General features: G+C 70.4%; 15 protein-coding genes. 10 read left to right on the top strand and 5 right to left on the bottom strand.

From position 1 onward, the window contains the following. Positions 1–42: 42 nt before the first annotated feature. The 3 genes from DK412_RS06605 to DK412_RS06595 are packed head-to-tail and all read left to right on the top strand — an operon-like array spanning position 43 to position 6,897. Positions 43–699 (top strand): PAS domain-containing protein, encoded by a 657-nt coding sequence (locus tag DK412_RS06605; RefSeq protein WP_162596135.1) that lies wholly within the window; start codon positions 43–45, stop codon positions 697–699. Continuing rightward, on the top strand, positions 647–3,481 hold the full coding sequence (locus DK412_RS06600) for a hybrid sensor histidine kinase/response regulator (protein ID WP_109971298.1): 2,835 nt from the start codon (positions 647–649) through the stop codon (positions 3,479–3,481). Before DK412_RS06605 ends, DK412_RS06600 begins: the two co-directional genes overlap by 53 nt. Continuing rightward, positions 3,478–6,897 carry an ATP-binding protein gene (locus DK412_RS06595; protein WP_109971297.1) on the top strand — a complete coding sequence of 1,140 codons (3,420 nt, stop codon included), beginning with the start codon at positions 3,478–3,480 and terminating at the stop codon, positions 6,895–6,897. The genes DK412_RS06600 and DK412_RS06595 overlap by 4 nt, the downstream gene beginning before the upstream one ends. Positions 6,898–7,950: 1,053 nt before the next feature. Here DK412_RS06595 and DK412_RS06590 read toward each other — a convergent pair. From DK412_RS06590 to DK412_RS06580, 3 genes are all read right to left on the bottom strand, one after another. Further along, positions 7,951–9,714, bottom strand: coding sequence for a PAS domain-containing protein (locus DK412_RS06590; protein ID WP_245447453.1), 1,764 nt, complete (start codon positions 9,712–9,714; stop codon positions 7,951–7,953). Between the two features lie 163 nt (positions 9,715–9,877). After that, the gene (locus tag DK412_RS06585; protein ID WP_204165513.1) at positions 9,878–10,066 is read right to left on the bottom strand and encodes a hypothetical protein; all 189 of its coding nucleotides are present in this window, start codon (positions 10,064–10,066) and stop codon (positions 9,878–9,880) included. A 419-nt stretch (positions 10,067–10,485) separates the two neighbouring features. Beyond that, a complete protein-coding gene (locus tag DK412_RS06580) occupies positions 10,486–14,019 on the bottom strand; it encodes a PAS domain S-box protein (protein ID WP_162596133.1) in 3,534 nt (1,177 codons plus the stop codon). Between the two features lie 29 nt (positions 14,020–14,048). Here DK412_RS06580 and DK412_RS30050 point away from each other — a divergent pair, with 29 nt between their 5' ends. Beyond that, the gene (locus DK412_RS30050; protein ID WP_162596132.1) at positions 14,049–14,189 is read left to right on the top strand and encodes a hypothetical protein; all 141 of its coding nucleotides are present in this window, start codon (positions 14,049–14,051) and stop codon (positions 14,187–14,189) included. Positions 14,190–14,431: 242 nt separating this feature from the next. Here the strand turns inward: DK412_RS30050 and DK412_RS06575 are convergent, their stop codons facing one another. Together DK412_RS06575 and DK412_RS06570 are read right to left on the bottom strand one after the other, a co-directional pair. Continuing rightward, positions 14,432–15,361, bottom strand: coding sequence for a DUF6328 family protein (locus DK412_RS06575; RefSeq protein WP_109975100.1), 930 nt, complete (start codon positions 15,359–15,361; stop codon positions 14,432–14,434). Positions 15,362–15,597: 236 nt separating this feature from the next. Beyond that, complete coding sequence (locus DK412_RS06570; RefSeq protein WP_109975099.1) at positions 15,598–15,975, bottom strand: hypothetical protein; 378 nt, start codon at positions 15,973–15,975, stop codon at positions 15,598–15,600. A gap of 298 nt (positions 15,976–16,273) precedes the next feature. On the opposite strand from DK412_RS06570, the gene DK412_RS30570 reads away from it, so the two are divergent. The 6 genes from DK412_RS30570 (at position 16,274) to DK412_RS06540 (ending at position 24,648) form a co-directional block, all read left to right on the top strand. Further along, entirely contained in the window at positions 16,274–16,522 is a 249-nt protein-coding gene (locus tag DK412_RS30570; RefSeq protein ID WP_204165512.1) for a hypothetical protein, read from the top strand. 400 nt (positions 16,523–16,922) lie between these two features. Continuing rightward, on the top strand, positions 16,923–18,008 hold the full coding sequence (locus DK412_RS06560; RefSeq protein ID WP_109971292.1) for an efflux RND transporter periplasmic adaptor subunit: 1,086 nt from the start codon (positions 16,923–16,925) through the stop codon (positions 18,006–18,008). After that, on the top strand, positions 18,005–21,112 hold the full coding sequence (locus DK412_RS06555; protein ID WP_109971291.1) for an efflux RND transporter permease subunit: 3,108 nt from the start codon (positions 18,005–18,007) through the stop codon (positions 21,110–21,112). Before DK412_RS06560 ends, DK412_RS06555 begins: the two co-directional genes overlap by 4 nt. Before the next feature lie 129 nt (positions 21,113–21,241). Continuing rightward, complete coding sequence (locus DK412_RS06550) at positions 21,242–21,784, top strand: TetR family transcriptional regulator (protein WP_109971290.1); 543 nt, start codon at positions 21,242–21,244, stop codon at positions 21,782–21,784. A gap of 110 nt (positions 21,785–21,894) precedes the next feature. After that, on the top strand, positions 21,895–23,187 hold the full coding sequence (gene fabF / locus DK412_RS06545) for a beta-ketoacyl-ACP synthase II (protein ID WP_109971289.1): 1,293 nt from the start codon (positions 21,895–21,897) through the stop codon (positions 23,185–23,187). A 276-nt stretch (positions 23,188–23,463) separates the two neighbouring features. Then, positions 23,464–24,648, top strand: coding sequence for a thiolase family protein (locus tag DK412_RS06540; protein WP_109975098.1), 1,185 nt, complete (start codon positions 23,464–23,466; stop codon positions 24,646–24,648). Positions 24,649–25,479 lie beyond the last annotated feature (831 nt).

Genomic DNA, 25,479 nt, shown 5'->3' with positions numbered 1-25,479 from the left:
TCCCACACCGGAGCTCCTGACCGAAGCGGACACAACCGCGGGATGGACGATACGCTGGCTGCACCCCTGAACCTGTTCCCGGGCGACGGCGAGATGGCCGCCCGCATGCGCGAGCATGACTGGTCCGCCACAGCACTCGGGCCGACGGAAGGCTGGCCGGCCGCGCTCGCCGTCACGGTCGGCATCGTGCTGCAGGCCGCCACCCCGATGGTGGCCTGTTGGGGACCCGACCTCCTCATCCTCTACAACGATGCTTGGGCTGCCCTCGTCGGCGACAAGCACCCGTCGGCTCTGGGACGGCCGGCGCGTGAGGTCTTCCCGGAGGTCTGGGAGACGCTCGGCCCCTTGTTCTCACGGGTTCTCAGTGGCGAGGGAGCCGTCGAGGTGCAGGACCAGCACCTCGTGCTGGACCGGAACGGCACGCCCGAGGACGCGTGGTTCACCCACAGCCTCGACCCGGTCACGGGCGCGGACGGTCCCCGCCCTCGGCGGCCCAGGCGGCCGGGCAACCCCGGGGCCGTCGCGGCGTTTCCGGCACGGTGCCGCAAACCCGCCATCACCACGCATCATGGCCGACCGGAACCGGCGAGCGGCGGGGAGTTCCTCCCGCTTGCCACACCCCACCGTCCAAACTCGACCGCAGAACATGTCCGAAAGTGCCCCGTCCTTGACCGTCGCATGTCTGTCGGGAGGTGGTGAGATGGGAGCGCGCATGCGCGCCCACGACTGGTCAGCCTCGCCGCTCGGCGCGCCGGAGACCTGGCCGCAGGCGCTGAGCTCGGTCGTGAGCCTGATGTTGGGCTCCAGGTTCCCGATGTTCGCCGCCTGGGGGCCGGAGCTCGGCTTCCTCTACAACGACGCCTATGCGGAGATCCTCGGCGACAAGCACCCGGCTGCCCTGGGCCGCCGCTTTTGCGACATCTGGCACGAGATCTGGGATGCCATCACGCCCTACGTCAACAGCGCCATGGCGGGCGAGGCGACCTGGGCCGAGAACCTGCCGCTTACGATGAACCGGCACGGGTATGACGAGGGGACCTACTTCACCTTCTCCTACTCGCCGATCCGCGACGAAGCCGCCATCGTCCGCGGGATATTTTGCGCCTGTACCGAGACGACAGCCAAGGTGAAGGCCGAAGAGGCTCTGCGCGCAAGCGAGGCCCGCGCCTCGGGCGTGCTGGAGGGCATGGGCGAGGGCTTCATGCTCCTCGACCACGACTTTCGCATCCTGCAGATGAACGCCGAGGGTTTACGGCTTGAGGAAAGGCCGCCCGACCAGGTCGTGGGCCGCTCGCACTGGGAGGTCTACCCGGGCTCCGACGTCATGCCCATCGGTCAGATGTACCTGCGCGCGATGCAGGAGCGCACCCCCCTGACGCTCGAGCACCGCTACGTCTGGCCGGACGGGCACGCCGCCTGGCTGGAGGTTCGCGCCTACCCGCACCCGGAAGGCCTTGCCTTGTTTTACCGCGACGTGACGGAGCGGCGCGGGCGCGAGGACGCGCTTCGCGAGGCGGAGGCGAGGTTTCAGACCATTGCCAACTCCATCGACCAGATGGTCTGGTCGGCGAGGGCTGACGGCTACCACGACTACTACAACCAGCGTTGGTACGACTTCACCGGCGTGCCGCCTGGCTCGACCGACGGCGAGGAGTGGGAGGACATCGTCCACCCCGGCGACCGGGAGCGGACCTGGAAGGTCTGGGGCGAGTCCCTCGCGACGGGCGAGCCCTACCGTATCGAGTACCGGCTGCGCCACCACTCCGGACAATACCGCTGGACGCTCGGCCGGGCCCTCCCGATGCGTGACGGAGCCGGGCTGATCACCCGCTGGTTCGGCACCTGCACCGACATCCAGGACATCGTCGAGGCGCGCGAGGTGCTCGCGCGCTCTCGCGAGGAACTCGAAGCCCTGGTGGCGGAGCGGACCGCCGACCGCGACCGCATGTGGCGGCTCTCGACCGACATCATGCTGGTCGCCCGCTACGACGCAACCATCGAGGCGGTGAACCCGGCTTGGACATCGCTGCTCGGCTGGGGCGAGCGCGATCTCGTCGGCGGCGCCTTCATGGACCTCGTCCACCCGGACGACGTGGCGGCAACGCTTGCCGAGGTCGGCAAACTCTCGGATGGCCTGACGACCTTGCGCTTCGTGAACCGCTACCGCCACAAGGACGGCAGTTACCGCTGGCTCTCGTGGACGGCGGTCCCGGCCGAGGACCTCATCCACGCGGTCGGTCGGGACATCACGGCCGAGAAGGAAGCCGCGCAAGCCCTCGCTGACACCGAGGAGGCGCTGCGGCAATCCCAGAAGATGGAAGCGGTCGGCCAATTGACCGGCGGCATCGCGCACGACTTCAACAACCTGCTCACCGGCATCACGGGATCACTGGAGCTGATGCAAACCCGTATGAGCCAGGGGCGGCTGACCGATCTCGACCGATACATGGCGGCGGCGCAGGGTGCGTCGAAGCGGGCAGCGGCGCTGACTCACCGCCTGCTCGCCTTCTCTCGACGCCAGACACTCGACCCAAGGCCGACCGACGTGAATGCGTTGATCCACGGCATGGAGGAACTCATCCGCCGAACGGTCGGCCCGTCGGTGCACATCGAGGTGGTGGGCTCAGCCGGCCTGTGGTCGGCGCTGGTCGACCCTAGCCAGCTTGAGAACGCGCTGCTGAACCTGTGCATCAACGCCCGCGACGCCATGCCGGACGGGGGACGGATCACCGTCGAGACCGCCAACCGCTGGCTCGACGACCGCATCGCGCGCGAGCGGGACATGCCCTCGGGACAGTACCTGTCGCTCTGCGTCACGGACACCGGCACGGGCATGACGCCCGACGTCATCGCAAGGGCGTTCGAGCCGTTCTTCACCACCAAGCCCATCGGCCAAGGCACCGGCCTCGGCCTGTCGATGATCTATGGTTTCGTCCGCCAGTCCGGCGGTCAGGTCCGCATCTACTCGGAAGTCGGCCAGGGCACGACGGTGTGCCTCTACCTGCCCCGCCACCACGGCGACGCCCCGGGCTCCGAGCGGATGCCGGACCTCGCCGGTGCGCCCCGGGCCGAGCGGGGCGAGACGGTGCTGGTCATCGACGACGAGCCCTCGATCCGCATGCTCGTCACGGAAGTGCTGGAGGATCTGGGCTACACGGCCATCGAGGCGGCGGACGGACCTTCCGGGCTGAGGGTGCTGCAATCCGATGCGCGGATCGACCTCCTGGTCACCGACGTCGGCTTGCCGGGTGGCATGAACGGGCGGCAGGTCGCGGACGCGGCCCGCGTTGACCGGCCCGACTTGAAGGTGCTATTCATCACCGGCTACGCGGAGAACGCGGCGGTCGGCAACGGCTACCTCGACGGCGGAATGCAGGTGCTCACCAAGCCCTTCGCGATGGAGGCGCTGGCGTCGCGCATCCGGGACCTGATCGAGTCGCGGCCCGTGCGGTCGGGCCGGGGGCCGGAGACGGACCAATGAGCGTCGCGGGGCTCGGCGATGCCGCAGAGACGCTTTTCCGTGGTCCCGGCGAGGTTCGCGCGCTTGCCCGCGCCCTCGACTGGGCACGGACGCCGCTCGGTCCCGTTGCCGCCTGGCCGCAGAGCCTGCGCTCCACCGTGCGCACCCTCCTGTCCTCGCAGTACCCGATGATCCTGACCTGGGGGGGCGAGTTCACCCAGGTCTACAACGACGCCTACGCCAAGCTCATCGGTGCCGGGCACCCGGACGCGCTCGGTGGCGACATCCGCGTCACGCTGGCGGCGTCATGGGACACGCTCGGCCCGATGATCGCCCGTGTGATGCAGACCGGCGAGGCCAATTGGACGGCGGCCCTGCCGCTCCTGATGGAACGGGCCAGCTACCGGGAGGAGGCGTATTTCAGCGTCTCGCACGCCCCGGCCGAGGACGACGAAGGCCGCATCGTCGGCATGCTGGCGGTGTGCAGCGAAGTGACCGCCCAGGTCGTGGGCGAGCGTCGTCTCGGCCTGCTGCGCGACCTTGCGGCCAGGGCGGGGGAGACGCGCAGCGTCGAGGCGACCTGCGCCGACGTCGCCGGTGCCCTGTCCGGCGAGAAGCTCGACGTGCCTTTCGCACTCCTCTTCCTGCGGGGTGCCGGGGGCCGCCTGAGCCTGGGCGCGGCCGTGGGCATCGACGGCGCCCATCCGCTGGCCTCTCCAGAGGCGGAAGCGACGTGGCCATTCGAGCGCGCGCTCGCGGGCGCGACCGTGTCGGTGGGCGGCCTGGGCGCGGTCATCGGCATGGCAGGCGGGCTGTGGGGGGACCTCGTCGAGCACGCGCTGGTCATGCCGCTCGCGGGCGAGGCGGGCTCGGAGCCGCTCGGCGTGCTCGTTCTCGGCATCAGTCCGAGCCGGGCGCTGGACGAAGGCTACAGGAGCTTTCTCGACCTCGTCACGGGCCAAGTCTCGACGGCCCTGCGCAACGCGCGCGCCTACGAGGAGGAGCGACGCCGCGCCGAGGCCCTGGCCGAGCTCGACCGCGCCAAGACGCGGTTCTTCTCCAATGTCAGCCATGAGTTCCGCACGCCGTTGACCCTGATGCTCGGCCCCCTCGAGGAGGCCCTGCGGGACCCCGGCGTCGCGCCCGAGAGCCGCGCAGAGCTCGAGGTGGCCCACCGGAACGCCCTCCGGCTACTTCGGCTCGTCAACACCTTGCTCGACTTCTCGCGCGTCGAGGCCGGACGTGCCGAGGCCACCTTCGCGCCGGCCGACCTCGCGGCCCTGACGGCGGACCTGGCAAGCACCTTCCGCTCGGCGGTCGAGCGGGGCGGACTGGCCCTTCGGGTCGAGTGCACGCCCCTTCCAGAGCCTGTCTTCGTCGACCGCGACATGTGGGAGAAGGTCGTCCTGAACCTGCTGTCCAACGCCTTCAAGTTCACCTTCCACGGCGGCATCGACGTCCGACTCGGGCCGGTCCCGGAAGGCGTTCGCCTCACGGTGGCCGACACGGGGGTCGGAATCCCCGCTGAGGCATTGCCGCACGTCTTCGACCGCTTTCATCGCATCGAGGGCACCCGCAGCCGCTCGCACGAAGGCTCAGGGATCGGCCTCGCGCTCGTGCACGACCTCGTCTCCCTCCATGGCGGGGACATCGAGGTTCGAAGCACGGTCGGTGAAGGAACGACCTTCACGGTGACCATTCCCTTCGGGCGCTCTCACCTGCCGGCTGAAAGGGTCGTCGAGGCTGTGGCGGCACCCGTCGATAGCCAGGCCCGCGGATACATCGAGGAAGCCCTGCGATGGCTGCCCGATGAGCCGTCCAACGTCGTTCCCCTTCGCGGCCCGTTCGAAGCGGCGCCCTCCGGGGATGGGCGGCGTCGCATCGTCCTGGCCGACGACAACGCCGACATGCGTGCCTATGTCGAGCGCTTGCTCGGGCAGGACCACCGGGTCGTGGCCGTCGCCGACGGCGCGGCCGCCCTGGACGCGTTGCGCGCGGCGCCGTCGGACCTACTGCTCACCGACGTCATGATGCCGGTGCTCGACGGCATCGCGCTGACCCGGGCCGTCCGGGCCGATCCTGCGCTGCGCACGGTGCCGGTGATCATGCTCTCCGCCCGCGCCGGCGCCGAGGCCGGCGTCGAGGGACTTGAGGCCGGGGCGGACGACTACCTCGTGAAGCCGTTCTCGGCGCGCGAACTCCAAGCGCGCATCCGGGCCAACCTGGAGCTTTCGCGGCTCCGCGCCGAGGCACAGGAACAGGCCGTGCAAGCGCGGAAGATGGAGGCCATCGAGCAGCTGACCGGTGGCGTGGCCCACGACTTCAACAACCTGCTTGCCGCCGTGATGGGATCGGTCGAGCTCGCCGAGCGCAAGGTCACGGACGAGCGCGCCCTGCGTCTCCTGCGCAACGCCACGCAGGCTGCGCAGCGCGGGGCCAGGCTCACCGAGCAACTGCTCGCCTTCTCGCTCCGGCAGCCCCTTGAGGCGCGCCCCATCGATCTCAACGGCGTGCTCTCCGCCATGGCCGAGCAGTTGCACCGAACCCTCGGCGGCGGCACCGCCGTCGTGACGCGCCTGGCAGCCGACCTGTGGCCGGCGGTGGCGGACGGGCATCGCGTCGAGTTGGCCGTGCTCAACCTGGCGATGAACGCCCGCGACGCCTTGCAGGGCGGCGGCGAGGTTCGGATCGAGACCGAGAACCTGCCCGCCGGCGCGGCACGGCCCGGGACGGTACCGGCGGGGGATCTCGTGGTGCTCACGGTCGCCGATACCGGCGAGGGAATGCCGCCCGAGGTCCTCGCCCGCGCGTTCGAGCCCTTCTTCACGACCAAGCCCCAGGGCAAGGGGACGGGCCTCGGGCTCGCGCAGGTCTACGGCACGGCGCGGCAGCTCGGCGGCGCCATCACGTTGCGAAGCCGACCCGGCGAGGGCACCACGGCGTCGGTCTATCTCCCCCGGGCCGAAGGTGTCGCCGTCGCGGATGTCGCCCGGACGCATGGGCGGGGGCACGGGACGGACGCGACGCGCATCCTCGTCGTCGACGACGACCCCCAAGTCCGCGCCGTCGCCGTCACCCTGTTGGAGGAGCTCGGGTACGGCGTCGTCGAGGCGGGCGGTGGTGCCGAGGCGCTGCGCGTGCTGCGCGAGGAGGACCGCATCGACCTGCTGCTGACCGACTACGCCATGCCCGGGATGACGGGAACCGAGCTTGCGGGCCGGGCGCTGGCGGTCAACCCCGCGCTCGGCGTGCTCATGATGACGGGCTATGCGGATGCGGCCGCGCTACCCTCGGAGGGCGTGCCCGTGCTGCGCAAGCCCTTCGCCCTCGACGGCCTGCGGGCGGCCGTCGAGGGTCTCGTCGCCGAGAGGCCGGGCCGCGTCCTGCCGTTCCGTCGACCGGACGAGGCGGACGGCGAGGGCGGACAGCTTGCCTGAAACGTCGGGCCGCAATCCTCGTCCCGCTCCGGATTGGCCGGGAAAGCCCTCGGGTAGGCCTCGTCCGGTGGCGGCGTGTCGACTCCGCGGACGCCGCGTGACGGGAGGCGCCCTCCGTTACGCGTTGCACCCCAGGGGGCTCGACGATGGCGCGGGACATCGACCGGGCCGGGCGACCCGTGCCGGTCAGGGCTGACCGCAGAGCAGCGAAGGGCTCGCCCGACTGCTCCGCACCGTGCCGGGGGAACGCCGACGATCGACGGCTACGGCGGCGCCGGCACGCCTGCGACGCGGGGTGCCGCGCCTCCCGCGGGTTCGGGCCATCGCGACCGGGGTGCCTGCCGGAGCCGCCCGGTGCGGGTATGCCGGGTCGAAGTCCGCGACCGCATCCAGCGCGGCCACGTCCCGGAGGTCGATGCTTCTGCTCATCCCCCGATCAGCGCGCGTTGGCGCAGCGCCCGCAGGGACCGGTTCACGTGGACGGAGGTCATGCCGGTCGCATCGGCGCGGGCGACCTGGGCCAGGGGGAGACGGTCTTCGGCGTCGGAGGCCAGTCCCACCGACCGGATCCTGCTGACGCATGGGACATGTAGCCGGCCCTGCGATGGACCGTGCCGGACGGCATCGTCGCCAGGACGTCGAACCGTCCGTTCGACCGTTCCCTCACGCGACACCTTGGAGCCCGTACCGGTCTTCGGATCACGCGGAACACCTCCGCCCGGGACGGATGTCCCAACCGGTCCAGGAATGCGTCGACGCTCCGGTGATTTCGCAACCTTCCGGGGATGCCGGACGGGCCTGCCGCGGAGGCCGCTGCCGTTTCGAGCCGCCGGATCCGAGGAGGAAGGCATGGCCGGCGACCTCCCCCGTGGGGGAGCCGGCCACGGCTAAGTCGGCGTTGAACTCGCTTTCGTAGGCCCATGCTGGGTGATCGAACGAACTTCGGTCTGGCGAAGGCCCCCTTCAGACCCGAGTAGACGCCGGGTCCGCCCGGGGTGCCCCGGGACAGCCGAGCGGGCGTAGGCCTGCGGGGCAGGTGGCGAATCTTACCGCTCAGGCCTTGGCGTGCCCGAAATCGGAGGTCGTTCGCCCCGGCCCTGTGCGCGCTCCCCTTCGCAAGGCCGCCTGGACACGGTCGATCAGCTCGCTGCGCCGATACGGCTTGCCGAGTACGTCCATCGCGTCCGGCTGGGGACCATTGATGGCCATCTCGTCGTTGTAACCTGTCGTGAGCAGGACCGGCACGGTCGGGTCGCGGTCGGCGACATGCTTGGCCAGGACCAGGCCGTTCGCGCCGCCGGGCATGATGACGTCCGAGAAGACCAGCTTGAACGCGTCACCGCTGTCACGCGCCTCGTCGAAGCGTTGCAGAGCCTCCTCGGCGCTGTGTGCGACGACGACGCGGTAACCAATGTCCTGCAAGGCCTCGCCAGCCATCGCGGCAGCCTCGCGACTGTCGTCGACGACGAGGACCAAGGGAGGCGCCGTCAGGTTGTCGAGCGGGCGTGCTTGGTAGCCTGTTGGAGCCGCCCCCGGCCCAGGTTCCTCCGCCTGTCGCCCGAGGACTGGAAACAGCATACGGACCGTCGTGCCGCGCCCGACCCCGCTGTCGATCTCCAGCCGACCGCCCGATTGCTGCACGAAGCCTGACGCCATGGCGAGTCCCAAGCCCGTTCCCTCGCCGCGTGGCTTGGTGGTGAAGAAGGGCTCTGTCGCCCGCGCCACGATGTGCGGCGCCATCCCGGTGCCCTCGTCTGAGACGCAGAGCAGCGCGTAATCACCCGGCTCCAGCTGCCGCGAGGCGGCGTCGCCGTTGAGCTGGACCCGCTTCGTGGTGACCGTGATCGCGCCGCCATTCGGCGATGCGTCGCGCGCATTCACCACGACGTTCAGAAGCGCCATCTCCAGGTGCGTGGCGTCCACCCGCACCTGCGGCAGTCGCCGCTGCAAGTTGAGATGCAGCGTGGCCTTGCTGCCGACCGAGCTCTCCAGCAACTCGGCAATCGAGTTGACGAGCTCGCTAAGGTCGACACCTTTCGGCTCCAGGCGGCCGCGCCGCGCGAAGGCGAGAAGCTGGTGGGTGAGCTTGGCGCCCCGGTCAGCCGCCGCCGTGGCGGCCGTGAGATAGCGCTCGAAGGCTTGCTCATCATGCCGCTTGGCCGCCAGCCGTTCCAGGCTTCCGTTGATCACGTGCAGCAGGTTGTTGAAGTCGTGGGCTAGCCCCGCCGTGAGCTGGCCGATGGCTTCCATCTTCTGCGCCTGTCGAAACTGCTGCTCGCTCTCGCGCCGGTTCGTTACGTCGAGTTGGCTGGCGAAGTAGTAGATGATCTCGCCTTCGGGGTTGTGCACCGGACCCATGAACACCGCATTCCAGAACGGCGTGCCGTCGCGGCGATAGTTCAGGATCTCCAACGCGGTGGCCCTGCCTTCGGTGAGGGCCTCCCGGAGCTGTCGAACGTGATCCGGGTCGGTGCCCGCGCCCTGCAGGAAGCGGCAGTTGCGGCCAAGGACCTCGCCTTCCTCGTAGCCGGTCAGGTCGAGGAAGGCGTTGTTAGCGAAGACGATGGGGGTGTCGTCCTGGCGCGGGTCGGCCAGGATCATCGGCATCCGGGTCATCTCCACGGCGGCAAAGAAGACGCCGCCGCGGTCGTTCAGGTCCGGGTCGGTGATGGTGCTCTGCTGCCAATGGCGCAGACCGGGACGGCCAAGGGGCTCAAGAGCCCCCTGGTCCATGCTGCCGCATGCCGGCTCGCCCGAGCTCTCATGTCCATCGCCGGCGTGTTCCGGCGGTCCCTGGTCATCGTTGATGTGCGCCATGAAGTCAGTAACGCTTGCCTTCGCAGGAGGGTCCGCAGCCTGGGCGGGCCGGCTGAGGACTGCAACGCCCGGGCTCCCATACCTGCTGACAGTATCGCCTTCGCACGGTGTCGGACTTGCGCATCAGTCGGGTTGAGCAGTCCCTGGACGTTCCGGCAGGCCCTCAGCTCTCGTCGTCCCGCGCGATGGGGCAGCTCTCGTCCTTCGCCCGGTCGGAGACGCTGAGATAAGAGGTGTCCACCCGGGTGAACCCCGCCTGCACCGCGGCAAGCGCCCCAGTGCCGCGCGACCGCCTCCGTTCGCAATGGGTGACGATCCGCTCTCCCGGGCTGAGCTCGGCGCCCTCCAGCATGGCGCGCAACTCCTGCGGCTGCCTCAAGTGGCCTCCGGCGGTCAGCAGGTCGGTGTGGCCCACCCGTCGGGCCCCGGGGCGGTGCCAGCCGCAGGCGTTCTTGCGTGTGGCTGCGTCGGAAGCCACGCGACCAAGGGCAGCGGTGGCTGTCGAGCCGACTCGGCTCGACAGCGGGGGGAGGGTTGCGCCGGGCCGGCGCTGGTGAGCCCGAGGGGCAAACAAGGGGAATCCTCACGTTCGAAGGACCGATCTCGACGACGCGCTGGGGGAGTATACGGAACGGTCCAGGACGACGGGGGAGGGCGGGCCGTGCGCCGGGGCCGCCCTGCCCCCGGCGGCACGAAAAGGGTTCGTCTTAGACCGGGCGGCTCGGTGGACGTGGCCCGGGCATGCGGCGTCCGGGCCGGGCAGGAGCCGGGCTAGGCGGCGGCCGCATCGCGCTGCTCCTGCATGGAGGACAGGGGTGCCTCCAGGCGGCACACGAGACCGGTCGGCGCGTAGGTCATCTTGACCTCGCCCCCGACCTCGGCGGCGAAGCTGCGCTCGATCAGGCGCGAGCCGAAGCCGCGACGCGCTGGTCGGGCCAGGATCGGCGGTCCGCCATGCTCGGACCAAGTCAGGCAGAAGCGGGGCGCATCGCCCTCGTGAACGACGTGCCAGCGCAGGTCCACGATGCCGTCCCCGTTCGAGAGGGCACCGTACTTGGCCGCGTTGGTCGCAAGCTCGTGCAGCGCCAGCGCCAGCGAGAGCGCGGGCTTGGCGCCCAGCGAGACGTTCGGGCCGCCGGTACGGATGCGCGTGCCCGCCGCGTCCCGGTGGACCGCCAGGGCTCCCTCCACGACCTCGGCAATGGGCGCTTCGGTCCAGCTCGACCGGGTCAGGATGTCGTGCGCCCGACCCAGCGAGATCAGGCGCGCGGCGAAGGCCTCTCGCGTGGCGTCGATGTCGGTGGCGTTACGAAAGGTCTGGCTGGCAATCGCCTGGACAAGGGCCAGGGTGTTCTTGACGCGGTGCTGCAACTCGCCCGTGAGCAGCCGCTGGTGCTCTTCCGCCCGCTTGCGCTCGGTGATGTCGAGCATGGCGCCGATCATCCGCACGCCCTTGCCCTGCGCGTCCCGGAGCACGTAGCCCCGGTCGAAGATGTGGGCGTAGGTGCCGTCCGCCCGCAGGAAGCGGTACTCGTCCGCCCAGCTCGTGTCGGTTCCTTCAATGACCGCGTGGATGCCGGACTTCACCCGCTCGCGGTCCTCGGGGTGGATGTGCGACTTCCACCAGGCGCCGCTCGCGCCGACCTCGTCCTCGGCGTAGCCGAACAGGGTCTGCACCGCTTCGTTCCAGCGGATGTGGTCGTTCGCCAGGTTCCAGTCCCAGATCGCGTCGTTCGTGGCCCGCGCCGCCAGCCTGTAGCGCTCCTCCGTCTCGCGGACCTCCTGCTCGGCGCGGCGGGTGTCCGTGATGTCGCGGACCGTGCCGAGGAAGCGCACGGGCCGGCCTTGCTCGACGAGCGTCCGTCCCTTGGCCGCGACCCAACGCTCCGCCCCGTCCCGCAGGCCGACGGTGCGGTAGGCGATGTCATAGGAGCCGTCACCCGAGGGATCGAGCGCGGCCTTGACCGCCTCGTCGACCCAGGTCCGGTCGTCCGGATGCAGGCCGGCCAGGAAGGTGTCGTAGGTCACGGGCGCGTCCGGCGGCAGCCCGAAGAGGGCGCGGACCCGCGCGTCCCATCCCAGGTCGCCCGTGATCAGGTCGTAGTCGAAGATGCCGATGTCGGCCGCCTCCACGGCGAGGCGCAACTGCTCGCGTGCCCTGTGCAGGGCCTGCTCCGCAGCCTTGCGGTCGTGGATGTCGCTGTCGCTCCCGAGCCAACCGAAGGTCCGGCCGCTCTCGTCGCGCAGGGGCTCGGCCCGTATCAGGAACCAGCGGTATTCCCCGTCGTGGCGGCGCAGGCGGGCCTCGGTGTCGTAGAGGACGCCTTGCTCGCGTGCGTCCTCCCAGGCCGCCAGCAAGCCGGGCAAGTCATCCGGGTGGATCACCTCGGCCCAGCCGAGCGGCAGGGCCTGCTCGGGTGTCTGGCCGGTGTAAGCGTACCAACGGTTGTTCAGGTAGCTGAGGCTGCCGTCCGGGTTGCCGAACCAGACGATGGCCGGCGCAAGTTCGGTGAGAGCCTCGAAGCGTCCTTCGGCGACCTTGCGCTCGTGGATGTCGAGCGTGATGCCGATCCAGCTGAGAAGGGAGCCCGTCTCGTCCCGGACGGGCTGCCCGCGCGAGAGGAACCACCGGTATTCCCCGTCGGCGCGCCGCAGCGGGAACTCGACCTCGTAGGCGCCCTCGGTCTCCGCCGCGGCGAGCCAGGCTTCCCTGACCCGTGCGCGATGGTCGGGATGGATCACGCCCATCCAGCTCGCCTCGCCGGTCTCGCCGGGCGGCAGGCCGGTATAGGCGTACCAGTAGGGACTGCAGTAGGTGACGTTGCCGGCGGCATCGCCGAACCAGACCACCTGGGAGCTGACCTCGACGAGCGAGCGGAAGCGCTGCTCGCTCCGCTCCAGCGCCACCCCTGCTTCGCGCTGCTCCGTGCGGTCGCGCAGGATCTTGACGAAGCCGATGACCGCATCCGTCCCGTCGCGCAGGGCCATCATCTCGCCCGAGGCCCAGAAGCGGGTGCCGTCCATGCGGACGTGCCAGCGCTCGTCGAGACCGCGCCCTTCGGTGAGTGCGCTGTGCATCTCCTGTCGCGGGATGCCCTCCTCTCGGTCCTCGGGCGTGAAGAACAGGTCGGCCGGCTTGCCGCACATCTCCTCGGGCGTCCAACCGAGGATCTTGGTGGCGCCCTCGTTCCAGTCCGTGACGTTGCCGTCGAGGTCCATCACCACGATGGCGTAATCGCGCGCGCTGTCGAATACCGCCTGGCGACGACGCTCGCTCTCCCGCGCCTCGCGCATCGCCCGTGCCTCGCCGGCCTCGGCAAGCCCCGCCGAGACGGTGCCGGCGAAGACCTGGGCGAGCCGGAGGTCGGCTTCCGAGAAGGCGTCCGGCCGGCTCGACTGGAGCAGGAGCACGCCGGCCGGCTCGCCCCAGCGCATCACCGGGACGACGAGGCAGGAGCGCCGCCGTAACCGCGCTGCGAGCCCCTGGTCGATGCGTGCGTCGGCGAGGACGTCCGCCGTCCGGAGAGGCTCGATGGCGAGGAGGCAGCGTCCCCCCGAGCTGTCGTGAAGCGGCACCCGCAGTCCGGCGTGTCCCGCGAGCGTCCCCCGGGGAGCGTGGAAGACGAGTTCGTTGCCTTCGCGCAGCTCGATGACGCCGCCGTCGGCCTGGGGAATGGCCTGCATCGCGCCCGACACCAGGGCGTCGAGGACCGTGTCGACGTCGCCGCGCGAAGCAGCCACCGCGAGCTGCGCCTGGATCACGGCCTCGCGCTCGTCGAGCATCCGGCGCTGCTCGCGGAGCGAGCGGCGCAGGGTCATCTGTGACATGACTTGGTCGGCGAGCGCCCGAAGGGACTCGGCCTGGACGTCGGTGAGGCCGTCCGGCCGTGGCTGGTGGCCGATGACGCACAGGCTGCCCAGCGCCTCGCCTTCGGGCGTTCGCAGCGGAGCGCCGGCGTAGAAGCGGATGTGGGGCTCGCCGGTGACGAGCGGGTTGGCCCTGGTGCGAGGGTCCACCGCGAGGTCCGGGATGACGAGCAGGTCCGGCTCCGTCAGGACGTGGGCGCAGACCGAGCGGCTGAGGTCGGTCTCGCAGGCGGGGAAGCCGGCACGCGCCTTGAACCACTGCCGGTCCGCGGCGACGAAGCTGACGAGCGCCACCGGCGTGCCGCAAACGTTGCGGGCGAGCAGCACGATGTCGTCGAAGCCCTTCTCGGGCGGGGTATCCAGGATGGCCTGCGCGGCCAGGGCTGTCAGGCGCTTGGCGTCTGATACCGCGGCGCTCGGATCGGTTTCGACGGTCATGCGGTTGTCAACGTGCAGGAAGCGCAAAGGTGCAGCATGGAACGCAAGGCTGCCGGCGCACGGCGGGAACCGAGCCAGCAATCGTGGTCTGGACGGAAGCGGACGCCTTCGACGAGAGCGGCGAGGACTACCAGCCCCTCGGCGGTGTGACCACGACCTGGGTCGCATGAACGCTCCCGGCCGGCGGAGGGCCAGGGGGGGACTTGCATTCGGACAGGCCGGCACCCCTTCCGACGGACAGCGGAGGTGTTTGGTGGAAGTCGGGGCGGCGCCATGCGGGGCACGCAAGGTAGCGAGCAGGTGTCGATCCGGCTCCGATCGAGCGTGGTCAAATCCACCTGCCGCCATGAGGTCAGGTACCTGCGGCACTGCCGCCTCCATGCCGGTATGCGGGCCACCCGACAGGTACCCGTCAGGGTATGGGCGCAGCATCCCTGCGCGCCCTCAGGACGAGCGGGTGCACGTGCCAGAGCCAGACCAGCAGCGCGAGGGAGGCGAGAGCCGCGGTCAGCCCGGCCATGTCCGACGAGACGACCTTCGCGACCACGACGCCGATGTCGGCCGAGATGCCGAGCGCGAGCGTCACGCTTGCGGCGAGCAGGAAGCGGGTGCCCAGGGCATGGAACTCCTGCGTGTCCTCGCCCGCGTAGACGATGCGGTGGAAGGCCGCCGGGGCCATCAGCCAGATCACCGTCAAGGCCAGCAGACCCAACGCGGCAAGGTGCACAACCTTCGCAGTGAGCGGCAGCTTCTCGAACGACTCCGAGAAGGTGATGACGAGTTGGAAGCCGAGGAGAGCCTGGGCGCCGGGTAGCACCACGCGCGCCTCGGTCAGCATCTGCTCGATCTTGGTCTCCAGCGAGGTGTGCTCGTGCTCGGGCTCCCGACTGGTCATGGTGCGCTCCCGTTCTCCGACGGTTCGTGCCTTCAGCGCCTCCAGGCCGTACCAGAACAGGAGCGCGAGGCCGCTGAAGAAGAGGCCGGCGGCAATGCCGGTGCCGAGCCCCAGAACCGGTTCGACGGCGAGGTACAGGTCGGCCCCGAGCGCCAGCGCGAAGGGCGCGAGCGCGAGCCCGGCATGGCGCCCGATCACGCCGAGCAGGCGCTTCGTGTCCCGCCCGCCCTCGACCATGCGGTGTTGGACCGATGGGGTGATGAGGAGTGCGATGGTCAGGGAGACGAAGGCCAGCGCTGCAACCCAGACCACGCGGTCACGGAACGGCAGGTGCTCGAAGGCCGGGCGGAAGACGCCCTGGAACTGGAAACCCAGCAGGATCTGAGAGCCGAGGATGAGGATGCGGGTCTCGTCGAGACCGACCTTCACCTTCTTTGACAGGGACATGCGCGACACCGGTGCCGAACCGACGGCCATCCGGAACGGAGCAATAGCCGGCTAGGTTCCGGCTGCGGTGTGAGGTCTGCCCAAGCGCAAGGGCCAGGGTCGTGGGTCCGGACGGCCGCCGAGAATGTACCGCGACCGCTTGGCCAGGACCATCCAGGTGTCCGATGCGGTTGCGGCGCAATCCCGCCACGGGCGTGAGGCGCCGGCCCTGATCGAGGACCGGCGCACAGCACGTGCTAGTCGTACGGGTCGAAGGCCGGTCCGTAGCCGTAGCCGACCGGCCGCGGGCCGAAGCGGCGCGGGCCATGGAAGCCGTCGCGCTCCACGATGACCTCACGGACCACGGGACGAGGCCGGTACACGACGGGCCGTTCCTCGACGACTTCCCGGATCACGCGACGGGGGCGGACCACCGGACGCTCGACCACCACCTCACGAACGATCTCGCGCGGCGGGGCCACGACCCGGCGCTCCACGACCGTGCGGCGGGTCACCACGGTCTCGGGCGCGTCGTAGGCATCGTAGCCGTAACCACCTGCCTGGGCAGCGGTGCTGCCGAGGAGTCCACCGGTTCCGAGCGCGGCGGCCAACGCCGCCAGTGCGATGTTCCTCATGCTCTTGTTCACCCTCTCACACGAACAGGGCCGCACGGAGCGGCTTGAGGGGTAAACGCCTCGGGAGCGAGTTTGGCTGAGTCCGCGATGGTCGCGGGGCTGACGCATCCACCTTGGCGCGAGGCTTGACCGCGCCAGCTGGGCGGCATGCAAGATGCGCGTCTCGGCTCACCGGCGCTTGAGGACATCGCCCACATCATCCGGGTCGCGCGCCGAGGCCGCTCGGCTTCGGGGCGTCGCGGGGGCTGTCCGGGCCCGTGACGAGGCGGCCCAGGAATTCACCGGCAAGCACGCCGGCTTGGCCGCGCAGGGTAAGCGGGCCGCGCTTTACGTGGAGCGACGCTTCGTCGAGCTCTGCGAGCGGGCCGGGTTCGAGAAGCCGGTCGAACTGGGCGAGGAGATCAACCTGCTGTTCCAGGGAGCCCTGCTGCTGCCGCAGGTCTACGGCGACAGTTCGCCTTTCGTGTCCGCGAAGCGCGCGATCGTCGCGCTCCTGGAGGCCGCCGACGGGCCTGTGGCGTCGGGCCGTCCCCCGGACCGGTCATGAGGCCGCGTTCGCGGTGACGAGCAGCCCGCATCGATCGGGCCGCTCGCTTCGTCCCGAAGGCCTGTCGGAGCGCCTGCCCGCAGTGACCGGTGCGCCCTCACCGGTGCTCTGCCTGAGAAGGTCTCCCGGCCGCGCAGGGCTGTCCGGGACACAGGAGAGGCTTGGATTCCTCCCCCCGCAGAGGGGTGAACCCGCGCCACTCGTTTCCCCGGACAGCCCTGCCAGCCGCGGAGGCAGCCCGCTCGCCCGTTGTTCGTCATGCTCGGCCTCGCAGCCATGTGCGATCCGGCACGGCGGCCATCCCATCGGGCAACGGCGGCATTGACGGTCGTTCCATCGCAAAATAAATGTCGAACGTCATGAAAGAGGTGGTTGGGAACGACCGCCGAGGAGCGGTGCGATGGACGCCAAGGCCTTCCTGCTGCTGACCCCGCTGGCCCTGGCCGCGTGCTCGCCGGCCGAGACCGCGGTTTCCCCGGAGCCGCCGCTGGTGCAGATCATCGCGGTCGCCCCGGGGACGGCCGGCTTCGCGCGCTACACCGGCGTCGTCCGCGCCCGGACGGAGAGCAACCTGGGTTTTCGCGTCGGCGGCAAGATCTCCGAGCGCCTCGTCGACCCGGGGGATCACGTCCGCCTCGGGCAGCCGCTGATGCGCCTCGACCGGACCGACTTCACCCTCGCGCTCAACGCCGCCCGCGCCTCCGTCGAGGCGGCCCGGGCGCAGATGATCAAGGCCAAGGCCGACGACGAGCGCAGCCGCAAGCTCGTCGGCGAAGGCTGGACCTCGAAGCAGACCTACGATCAGAACAAGGCCGCGGCGGATGCGGCCGTCGCCCAATTGGCGAACGCGGAGGCCCAGGCGAGCCAGGTCTCCAACCAGGCCGGGTATTCCGAACTCCAGGCCGATGCCGACGGCGTCGTGATGGAGGTGCCGACCGAGCCGGGGCAGGTGGTCGCCGCCGGCCAGACGGTGGTGAAGCTCGCCCGGGACGGCGCCCGCGAGGCGGAGGTCTTTCTGCCGGAGGGCAGCCGGCACCTCGCGAAGGGAGCAGCGTCGGCGACCCTCTATGCCGCAGGCGAGGCGACCTACCCGGCCAGGCTCCGGGAACTCTCCGCCACGGCCGATCCGGCGACGCGCACCTATCGCGCCCGCTACATCCTGTCCGGCGGCGGCGAGGCCGCGCCGCTTGGGGCGACCGTGACGCTGCGGCTCACGCCGCTGGAGACGGGGCGCGGGGCTTCGGTCGACGTGCCGCTCGGCGCCCTGTTCGACAGCGGGCGGGGCTCGGCGGTCTGGAAGTTCGACGCCGATACCGGGACCGTCACCGCGCAAGCCGTCTCCGTCGCCCGCCTGTCGGAGGAGAGCGCCCAGGTCGTGTCGGGCCTCAACCCGGGCGACCGGATCGTCGCGCTCGGCGCCCACCTGCTCAAGGCCGGCCAGGCGGTGCGTCAGGCCCCCTCTCGCCTCACGGGAGTCGCCCGATGACCGGCTTCAACCTCTCCGCCCTGGCGGTCCGCGAGCGCGCCGTCACGCTCTTCCTGATCATCGCGGTGACCGCCGCCGGATTCTTCGCCTTCCAGAGGCTCGGCCGCGCCGAGGACCCAGCCTTCACCGTCAAGACGATGGCGGTCTCCGCCGCCTGGCCCGGGGCGACGACCTCGGAGATCCAGCGTCAGGTGGCCGACCCCCTCGAGAAGCGCCTGCAGGAGCTCGTCTACTACGACCGGGTCGAGACCACGGTCCGGCCCGGCATCATGCTGATGAAGGTCTACTTCAAGGACAGCATGCCGCCGGCGCGGCTGCAGGCGGAATTCTACCAAACGCGCAAGAAGCTCTCCGACCAGGCCTCCACCCTGCCGCGCGGCGTCCTCGGGCCGCTGTTCAACGACGAGTTCTCGGACGTCTACTTCGCCCTCTACGCGCTCCAGGCCAAGGTCCTGCCGCACCGGCACCTCGTGCTGCGCGCCGAGGATCTGCGCCAGCGCCTGCTGCGCGTGCCCGGCGTCGAGAAGATCAACATCCTCGGCGAGCAGAACCAGAAGATCTACGTCGAGATCTCCTACCAGCGTCTCGCAACCCTGGGCATCACCGGGCAGCAATTGCTCGCGGCACTGGCCAACCAGAACGACGTGACCCCGGCGGGCTTCGTCGAGACCTCCGGCCCGCGGGTGTATCTCCGGCTCGACGGCGCCATCGACGGCCTCGACACGATCCGCAACCTGCCGGTCGCGGCGGGCGAGCGCAGCCTCAAGCTCGGCGACATCGCCGAGGTGAAGCGCGGCTACGAGGACCCGAAGGTCTTCGCGATCCGCAACGACGGCGAGCCGGCGCTGATGCTCGGCCTCGTGATGAAGCCGGGCTTCAACGGCCTGGCGCTCGGTGCGGCGCTCGCCGCCGAGGAGGCGGCGATCCACGGCGAGCTCCCGGCCGGCATCGCCGTCACCAAGATCACCGACCAGGCGAAGGTCATCGACGACGCCATCCACGAGTTCATGGTGAAGTTCTTCACCGCCCTCTCGGTGGTCATCGTCGTCAGCCTCGTGGCGCTGGGCTTCCGGGTCGGCATCGTCGTGGCGCTCGCGGTGCCGATCACGCTCGCGGCCGTGTTCGTGGTGATGATGGTGACCGGGCGCGACTTCGACCGCATCACGCTGGGGGCCCTGATCATCTCGCTGGGCCTGCTCGTGGACGATGCGATCATCGCCATCGAGATGATGGTGGTGCGCATGGAGGAGGGCGTCGACCGCGTCGAGGCCGCGACCCATGCCTGGAGCGCGACCGCGGCGCCGATGCTGACCGGCACCCTCGTCACCATCGCGGGATTCCTTCCCGTGGGCTTCGCGGCCTCGACGGCGGGCGAATACGCCGGCAACATCTTCTGGGTGGTCGGCTTCTCGCTGATCGTCTCATGGATCGTGGCGGTGACCTTCACGCCCTATCTCGGCGTCAAGCTCCTGCCCGACATCAAGAAAGTGGCGGGCGGCCACGAGGCGATCTACGCCACGAGGAACTACCGGCGCCTGCGCCGCGTGGTGCGCGCCTCCGTCGACCACAAGTGGCTGGCGGCCGGGATCACGGTCGGGCTGTTCGCCCTCGCGGTCGTCGGCATGGGCCGGGTCGAGAAGCAGTTCTTTCCGAATTCCGAGCGCCCCGAACTGATCGTCGAGGTGACGCTGCCGACCGGCTCGGCTTTTGCTGCGACCGAGGCGAGCGTCAAGCGGGTCGAGGCGGCCATCCGTGAGCTTCCCGAGGCGCGGGAGATCACGAGCTACATCGGTCAGGGCATGCCGCGCTTCGTGCTCTCCTTCGACCCCGAGCTGCCCGACCCGGCCTTCGCGCAGATCGTCGTCCAGACCGCCGACGCCGCGTCCCGCGACGCGCTCCGGATCAAGCTCCGCACGCTCGTGAGCGACGGGCTCTTCCCCGAGGCGCGCGTGCGCGTGCTGCAGATCGTGTTCGGCCCGCCGATCCGCTTCCCCGTGGCCTTCCGCGTCATGGGCCCCGACCCCGACGTCATTCGCGGCATCGCCGCGGAGGTCAGGGACGTGATGATGGCCAACCCGAACATGAGGCTCGTGCACCTCGACTGGGGCGACAAGACCCCGAGCCTGCACCTCGTCCTCGACCAGGAGCGTCTTCGCCTGATCGGCCTGACGCCGAAGGAGGCCGGCCAGCAGCTGCAGAGCTACCTCAACGGGACGCCCGCGACGCAAATGCGCGAGAACCTGCGCGCGGTGGACGTGCTCCTGCGCAGCCCGGGCCCGGAGCGGCGCTCGCTCGGGGAGATCGGCGATTTGACCCTGACCACGCATGACGGGCGGCAGGTGCCGGTCTCGCAGGTCGCCCACCTGGAGAGCCGCAACGAGGACGCGGTGCTCAAGCGCTACAACCGCGAGACCTATATCCGCGTGCAGGGCGACGTGCTCGACGGCAAGCAGCCGCCGGACATCCACGCGCAGGTCTTTCCGCTCCTCGATCCGATCAAGGCGAAGCTGCCGCCCGGCTACCGCATCGACACGGCCGGCGCGGTGGAGGAGAGCGCCAAGGCGATGAATGCCCTGGTCGCGGTCTTCCCGCTGATGCTGATCGCGACGCTGACGGTCATCATGCTGCAGGTGCGCTCGTTCACCACGATGGTCATGGTGTTCGCCACCGCGCCGCTCGGGCTCGTGGGCGCCGCACCGACGCTGCTGCTCTTCCACCAGCCGTTCGGCTTCAACGCGATCCTCGGCCTGATCGCCCTGTCGGGCATCCTGATGCGCAACACGCTGATCCTCGTCGACCAGATCCATCACGACCGCGCGGCCGGTCTGTCGGACTACGAGGCCATCGTCGAGTCCACGGTGCGCCGGGCCCGTCCGGTGATCCTGACGGCCGCCGCCGCGATGCTCGCCTTCATCCCGCTCACCCACTCGGTGTTCTGGGGCGCGCTGGCCTACGTGCTGATCGGTGGCGTCGGCGTCGGGACCCTGCTGACCCTCCTGTTCCTGCCGGCCCTCTACGCTCTCTGGTTCCGGGTCGGTCGAGAGCCCGTCGCGGCGGGCGTCGCACCCGGGCTGCACGCGGTCCCGATCCGGGCCGAGCCTTGATCGGGAGACACGGGGTCATGCCCCGACGACGGGACATTCCGGAATCGGCCGGCCTCGCAGGAGGGAAGGCGCGTCGTTAGATGATGGAGCACATCCATACACGCATCGGGAACGCCGGAGGATCAGGCCATGCCCAGGGTCTCGCAGGAACAGGCCAAGCTCAACCGTCAACGCGTCGTCGAGGTCGCCGCTTCCCTGTTCCGGGAGCGCGGGCTCCACGGCGTCGGCGTCGCCGACATCATGGCCTCGGCCGGCCTGACCCATGGCGGCTTCTACGGCCAGTTCGCCAACAAGGAAGCCCTCGCCGCCGAGGCGTTCGACATTGCGCTTGGCGAGGAGAACCGCGGCGACCTCGACACCCTCGTGGCGAACTACCTGTCCCTCGGCCATGTCCGGTCGCCCGGGCGGGGATGTCCCCTGGCGGCGCTCGCCAACGACGTCGCGCGGGAGCCGCCGGGCAGTCCCGTCAGGACGCGGTTCACCCGGGGCGTCGAGCGCCTGGCCGCCCTCCTCTCGGATCTCTCGCCCCGGGCCGCCAAGGAGCGCCGCAGGCAACGGTCCCTGGCGACGCTGTCGACCCTCGTCGGGGCCGTCGTCCTGGCTCGGGCCGTCGACGACGAGGCTCTGGCGCAAGACCTGATCAAGGCGGCGCAGGCATCCCTCACCCCGTGACCTCCGCGGGGACGGCACGCCCCCGCGGCTGCTCCACCAGAAACCCGATCGACCGGTTCGCGGCAGGGATGGCGGAACCCGCCTCCGCCACGTCCAAGGAGAGGATTCCCATGCGAGAACGGATCGTGGTCACCGGGATGGGCGTCGTGTCCCCGCTCGGTTGCAGCGTCGAGGGCCTGTGGCGCCGGCTCGTCGCATCCGGGTCCGGCCTGCGCCGCCTGCCCGACGACCTCGTCCCCGACATCGACGCGAAGGTCGGCGGGCTCGTACCGTCGAGGGAGGAGGATCCGGACGGGTTCGATCCGGACGCCCTCATCCCGGCGAAGGACCGCCGCAAGATGGACCGCTTCATCCAGTTCACGCTGGCGGCGGCGGATCAGGCGCTTCGACAGGCGGGCTGGACGCCCGCCAGCGAGGCCGAGCGCGTCCGCACCGCGACCGTCGTCGCGTCCGGCATCGGGGGATTCCAGAGCATCACGGACGCGGTGGAGACCGTGCGCGCCCGCGGCGCGCAGCGCCTGTCGCCGTTCACGGTGCCGTCCTTCCTGGTCAACCTGGCCGCCGGCCACGTCTCCATCCGGTATGGCTTCAAGGGCCCGCTGGGCGCGCCCGTCACCGCCTGCGCGGCGAGCGTCCAGGCCATCGGCGACGGCATGCGCCTCATCCGCAGCGGCGAGGCGGACGTCGTCGTCTGCGGCGGCGCGGAGGCCTGCGTCACGCGGGTCGCGCTCGGCGGTTTCGCCGCGGCGCGCAGCCTCTCGACGGCCTACAACGACACGCCCGCGGCGGCCTCCCGTCCCTTCGACCGCGGCCGCGACGGCTTCGTCATGGGCGAGGGCGCCGGCATCCTCGTGCTGGAGACCCTGGACCATGCGCGTGCCCGCGGTGCCGTCCCGCTGGCCGAGCTGGTGGGGTACGGCACCAGCGCCGACGCCTACCACCTCACCGCCGGTCCGGCGGATGGCAGGGGGGCGCGCCAGGCGATCACCACGGCCTTGGGCATGGCCGGGCTCGACCCCGCCGCCATCGGCTACGTCAACGCCCACGCGACCGCGACCTCGGTCGGCGACGCGGGCGAACTGGCGGCGCTCAGGTCCGTGTTCGGCACCACCGGTCCGGCGATCTCCTCGACCAAGTCCGCGACCGGGCACCTCCTCGGGGCGGCGGGCGGTCTGGAGGCGATCATCACCGTGCAGGCGCTGCGCGAGGGCGTCCTGCCCCCCACGCTCAACCTCGTCGATCCCGACGATGCCGCGGCCGGCCTGGACCTGATCGGTCCGACGGCGCGGCCGGCATCCGTGGACTACGCGCTGTCGAACGGATTCGGGTTCGGGGGCGTGAACGCGAGCATCGTCCTGAGACGGATGCCCGAGGAGCGCGAGGCCTCCGCGCCCGGACGGTAATCCGTCGCGACCGGAACCTCGCCGCGATCGACGCACGATCGGCGCTTGAATAAATGTTGATCATCATATTAAATCCGGATGTCGGTCGTGACCGGGCTCGGTCCTGCCGGCCCCGGCACGGGAGTTCGCACCCGATGGACGGCGCCGACCCGGCCGACGACCGGCCTCGTCATCGGGAGATTCCACGAAGGCTCCCCGGCAAAACCGGACCGGACGTGGGCTGTCTCCAACCGGTTCGCGAGCTCCCGACACCCCGCTGCCCACCCACCTGGAGGCCTGACCATGCGTGACATCGTCCTGTGCAACCCTGTTCGGACCGCCATCGGCAGCTTTGGCGGCAGCCTGAAGGGGACGGCTGCGACGGAACTCGGCGCGACCGCGATCCGAGAGACGCTTCGCCGGTCGGGGCTCGACGCCGCCAGGCTCGGGAGCGTCACGATGGGCAACGTCGTACAGGCCGGGAACCGCATGAACCCGGCTCGCCAAGCGGCGGTGCACGGGGGCGTCCCGGTCTCGGTGCCGGCCCTGACGGTGAACCGCGTCTGCGGGTCCGGCGCCCAGGCCATCGCGACGGCGGCGGACGAGATCCTGCTCGGCCGCCACGACGTCGCGGTCGCGGGCGGCATGGAGAACATGGACCGCGCGCCGTACCTCATGGAGGGCGGTCGCTGGGGCCATCGCATGGGCCATGCCCAGATCCTCGACAGCCTGTTGAGCGACGGGCTCAACGACGCCTTTTCCGGCGAGCACTCGGGATGGCACACCGAGGACCTGGCGACGCGCACCCGGATCGGCCGCGAGGCCCAGGATGCCTGGGCGGCTCGCTCCCAGGCGCGATTCGCGAAGGCGCGGGCCGCGGGCGCGTTCGACGCCGAGATCGCACCCGTCGCCATCAAGGGCCGCAAGGGGGTGGAGACCTTCGCCCGGGACGAGGCGCCGCGGCCGGAGACCACGCTCGACACGTTGTCGACGCTCAAGCCGGCCTTCCGCAAGGACGGGACGATCACGGCGGGCAACGCGCCGGGCCTGAATTCCGGTGCGGCGGCGATGCTCGTGGCCGAGCGGGGTTTCGCCGACGCCGCGGGCCTGGACGCGTTCGGGCGGCTCGTCGCCCACGGCATCGCCGCCTGCGAGCCGGGCCTGTTCGGCCTGGGGCCCGTACCCGCCATCCGCCAGGCGCTGGAGCGCGCCGGATGGTCGCTCGGCGACCTTGAGCGCGTCGAGATCAACGAGGCCTTCGCGGTCGTCCCGCTCGCCGTCGCCAGGGAGATCGGCCTGCCCGAGGACATCGTCAACGTCGAGGGCGGCGCCATCGCGCACGGCCACCCCATCGGCGCGACGGGCGCGGTGCTGACCACCCGCCTTCTCCATTCGATGCGCCGCGACGGCATCCGGCGCGGTCTGGTCACCCTCTGCATCGGCGGGGGACAGGGCATCGCGCTGGCGGTCGAGGCGACCTGACGCGCGCCTGCCCCGGACGGTTCCTGCTCTTCCCCGCGGCCGCGCACCGACCGGGCACTTGGTGAACGAAGAGGTCGCGTCATGAGAAGCATCGAGACGGTTCGGCACGGGATCAGGCTTTCGGCGCTGTCGCTGGCGATGACCGGGGCGGACTTGCCCGCGGCCGCCACGGACAGCCAACGGCGGTAAGCCTGCCGAAAACCGGCCGTTTCCCGGAGAGCGTGGCGTCGCCCGCAGACGGCACGCTCTTCGTCATCAGCATCGCCGACGGCGGCGTCCTCAGGATCGAGGGTGGAGGGGCAGTCATGACGCCCTTCCTGAAACCCGGCGAACAGGGGACGCGGTCGGCCTTCGACTTGCGGCCTTCTGGCCGACGGGCACCGGGGTATTCTATGGGTCGCCTCGAACGACGCCACGGCCATCGGGCACCCGGACCGACCGCCACCGAGACGCCCACTCCGGCGACCGCGACGGTGGGGCGAGGGCCACGTCAGGTCGGCCGGCACAAGCAGGACGAGGAAACCCTCCTGCAGCAGCGCCTATTCCATCCGATCGGAAAGTATGCCAGCGGGTAGCGCCAGCGCTCACTCGAAGCTTACGGGCCTGTACTCACCACAGATTGCACGACAGGGGATAAGGTAAACGGATGCGAGAGGCGACGACGGCCCCAATGTGTCGAAATGGTATCGCGCTATTACCGCGCCTTACCCCAAGGTGATCTTGCGCGCCGAGATACTCCACCCTACTAGCACGGGTCGCCGCCTGTGAGAGGGCCGACAATCAGCACCGTGCCCCGTCGGATACCGACGGCGTAGGTAGGCTGAGGTCGTT

It is taken from the genome of Methylobacterium sp. 17Sr1-1, from assembly GCF_003173775.1.
Lineage (GTDB): Bacteria > Pseudomonadota > Alphaproteobacteria > Rhizobiales > Beijerinckiaceae > Methylobacterium.
This window is presented reverse-complemented; position numbering and strand designations above follow the sequence as displayed.

Bases quoted from the DNA above. Each gene is read 5' to 3' on its own strand.
- DK412_RS06605 (WP_162596135.1), top strand. From the start codon at position 43: ATGGACGATACGCTGGCTGCACCCCTGAACCTGTTCCCGGGCGACGGC.
- DK412_RS06600 (WP_109971298.1), top strand. From the start codon at position 647: ATGTCCGAAAGTGCCCCGTCCTTGACCGTCGCATGTCTGTCGGGAGGT.
- DK412_RS06595 (WP_109971297.1), top strand. From the start codon at position 3,478: ATGAGCGTCGCGGGGCTCGGCGATGCCGCAGAGACGCTTTTCCGTGGT.
- DK412_RS06590 (WP_245447453.1), bottom strand. From the start codon at position 9,714: ATGGCGCACATCAACGATGACCAGGGACCGCCGGAACACGCCGGCGAT.
- DK412_RS06585 (WP_204165513.1), bottom strand. From the start codon at position 10,066: ATGCTGGAGGGCGCCGAGCTCAGCCCGGGAGAGCGGATCGTCACCCAT.
- DK412_RS06580 (WP_162596133.1), bottom strand. From the start codon at position 14,019: ATGACCGTCGAAACCGATCCGAGCGCCGCGGTATCAGACGCCAAGCGC.
- DK412_RS06575 (WP_109975100.1), bottom strand. From the start codon at position 15,361: ATGTCCCTGTCAAAGAAGGTGAAGGTCGGTCTCGACGAGACCCGCATC.
- DK412_RS06570 (WP_109975099.1), bottom strand. From the start codon at position 15,975: ATGAGGAACATCGCACTGGCGGCGTTGGCCGCCGCGCTCGGAACCGGT.
- DK412_RS06560 (WP_109971292.1), top strand. From the start codon at position 16,923: ATGGACGCCAAGGCCTTCCTGCTGCTGACCCCGCTGGCCCTGGCCGCG.
- DK412_RS06555 (WP_109971291.1), top strand. From the start codon at position 18,005: ATGACCGGCTTCAACCTCTCCGCCCTGGCGGTCCGCGAGCGCGCCGTC.
- DK412_RS06550 (WP_109971290.1), top strand. From the start codon at position 21,242: ATGCCCAGGGTCTCGCAGGAACAGGCCAAGCTCAACCGTCAACGCGTC.
- fabF (WP_109971289.1), top strand. From the start codon at position 21,895: ATGCGAGAACGGATCGTGGTCACCGGGATGGGCGTCGTGTCCCCGCTC.